This window comes from Carnobacterium sp., from assembly GCF_032094055.1.
Lineage (GTDB): Bacteria > Bacillota > Bacilli > Lactobacillales > Carnobacteriaceae > Carnobacterium_A.
Window position 1 is genome coordinate 1 of record NZ_DAMDAK010000077.1, and the last position, 2,043, is coordinate 2,043.

1 pseudogene is annotated in these 2,043 nt (G+C 38.7%); it reads left to right on the plus strand.

Going from position 1 to position 2,043, the window contains the following annotated elements:
• Positions 1-112: 112 nt before the first annotated feature.
• Positions 113-2,043 (plus strand): annotated as a pseudogene (gene parC / locus RT405_RS10720) (DNA topoisomerase IV subunit A); the annotation flags it as partial.

The following is a 2,043-nucleotide window of genomic DNA, read 5'->3' on the forward strand; positions in this document are numbered from 1 at the left end:
CGTAAGTGGATCGAATCTCATGTGGAGTTTTCGCTTGAAGAAAGCAACAGTATATTAGAAAACGAGCAGCTAATGGAAACATCAGAATTAGAACATAAAGGAAGTGCTGTAGATGGAGAATAGAGCGGATATCCAAGAATTAACGCTTGAAGAAGTAATGGGAGACCGTTTTGGCCGGTACTCCAAATACATTATCCAGGAACGTGCGCTTCCAGATATTCGTGACGGCTTAAAACCAGTGCAACGCCGTATCTTATATGCAATGAAAAAGGGTTCCGCAAATCAGCTAAAACGGTTGGGAATGTGATTGGTAACTACCATCCGCATGGCGATAGCAGTGTGTATGAAGCCATGGTACGTTTGAGCCAGGATTGGAAGCAACGTGAAGAACTGATTGAAATGCACGGGAATAACGGTAGTATGGACGGAGATCCTCCTGCTGCTATGCGGTATACAGAAGCGCGTTTAGCTAAAATAGCCTCAGAATTACTACAGGATATTGATAAAGAAACCGTCGATTTTGTATTAAACTTTGATGATACGGACGAAGAACCGACTGTTTTACCTGTTCGCTACCCTAACTTATTGGTTAACGGTGCAACGGGTATTTCCGCCGGTTATGCAACGGATATTCCATCACATAATTTAACTGAAGTAATTGATGCAACGATGCATTTGATTGATCACCCTCATGCAACTGTGACAGAATTGATGACTCATTTGAAAGGACCCGACTTTCCAACTGGCGGAATTTTACAAGGTGTAAATGGCATAAGAAAAGCCTATGAGACTGGAAAAGGAAAAGTCATTGTCCGTTCTAAAACTAGGATCGAAGATTTAAGAGGCGGGAAACAACAAATCGTGATCAATGAAATTCCTTATGATGTCAACAAGGCTGTACTGGTTCGTAAATTAGATGAAATCCGTATCAATAAACGCATAGACGGAATTGCTGAAGTCCGCGATGAATCAGACCGGACTGGACTGCAAATCGTAGTAGAACTTAAGAAAGACGTCAATGCTCAAGGAATTTTAACTTATCTGCTCAAAAATACGGATTTGCAAATTTCTTATAATTTTAATATGGTAGCTATTGACCAAAAACGGCCTAAGCAAGTAGGCATTATTCGTATGCTAGAAGCTTACCTTGAACATCAACGTGAAGTCATTACACGACGGACACAATTTAATTTGAGAAAAGCAGAAAGCCGTGCCCATATTGTTGAAGGCTTGATTAAGGCCCTTTCTATTTTAGACCAAGTTATTGTTGCGATTCGTAGTAGTAAAGATAAGAAAAATGCAAAAGAAAATATTAAGGAACAGTTTGCATTTACTGAAGCACAAGCAGAAGCGATTGTTTCTTTACAATTATACCGTTTAACCAATACAGACATCACGGCTTTAGAGATGGAAGCTAAAACACTCAAAAAAGCCATTCTTTCTTTTACAAAAATCTTAACCAGTTCTGCGGAAATGAAGCGAGTGATGAAAAAAGAACTTGCTGAAATCAAAAAAAATTATGGCAATCCTCGTAGAACGATGATTGAAGCAGAAATAGAAGAATTAAAAGTAGAAACTGAATTGTTGGTAACCCAAGAAGACGTGATTGTTTCGGTCACAAAAGAAGGCTATATTAAACGAACAATTTTACGTTCTTACGGAGCATCCAAACCAGAAGAAATCGGTGTACGGGAAGGCGATTACCCTATTTTTATTGAACAATTAAATACCTTAGATCATCTTTTGTTGTTTACGACTAAAGGAAACGTGATCTATCGTCCGGTTCACGAGATCGCAGAATTAAAATGGAAAGATATGGGCGAACACCTTTCCCAAAACATTACATTTGAAAAAGACGAAATGGTACTTAAAGCATTTGGGTTAAATGAATTTGATCCGGAAACGACCTTTACACTTATTAGTAAAGAAGGTTTTATTAAGCAAACCAGTGCAGAAAGTTTGACTGCCGGTCGGAGTTATCGGACCAAGTCTTTTGTTGCAATGAAACTGAAAACTGAAACCGATCTAGTTACCAATGTTATT